The organism is Pseudomonas sp. BCRC 81390 (genome assembly GCF_030341915.1).
Classification (GTDB): Bacteria; Pseudomonadota; Gammaproteobacteria; order Pseudomonadales; family Pseudomonadaceae; genus Aquipseudomonas.
The window spans coordinates 1-289 of sequence record NZ_JATAAG010000059.1 but is presented as its reverse complement, the minus strand read 5'-3'; the positions used below and the strand labels follow the sequence as shown (position 1 = coordinate 289).

At 61.2% G+C, this 289-nt stretch carries 1 protein-coding gene; it reads right to left on the bottom strand.

Annotated features, from left to right (window positions below):
* Positions 1-289: immunoglobulin-like domain-containing protein (locus QSV36_RS26095; RefSeq protein WP_289132665.1), on the bottom strand; the 289-nt coding region annotated here is incomplete at both ends.

Here is a 289-nt window from a genome sequence, read left to right as displayed (position 1 = left end):
GAAGGTCGGTTTGACGTTCTCAGCCACCGAAGGCTGGTCGGCAGTGATGGTGACCTTGACCAGATCGCCTTCGTTGCCCGGCGTACCCGGTTCGTCAGTGACAGTGGTGCTGACAGGGGTCTTGTCCAGCGTCAGTTGTTCGAACTTGCCGACGTCGGTGCCACTGACCGATGCGATCGACTTGATCACCGGGTCATTGGCGCCTGCGTAGACGTTGTCCGGAGCGGTGACCGTGACCGAACCGGTCGTGCCATTGGCGGGCACGGTAATGGTTTTGCCGTCGCTCAGC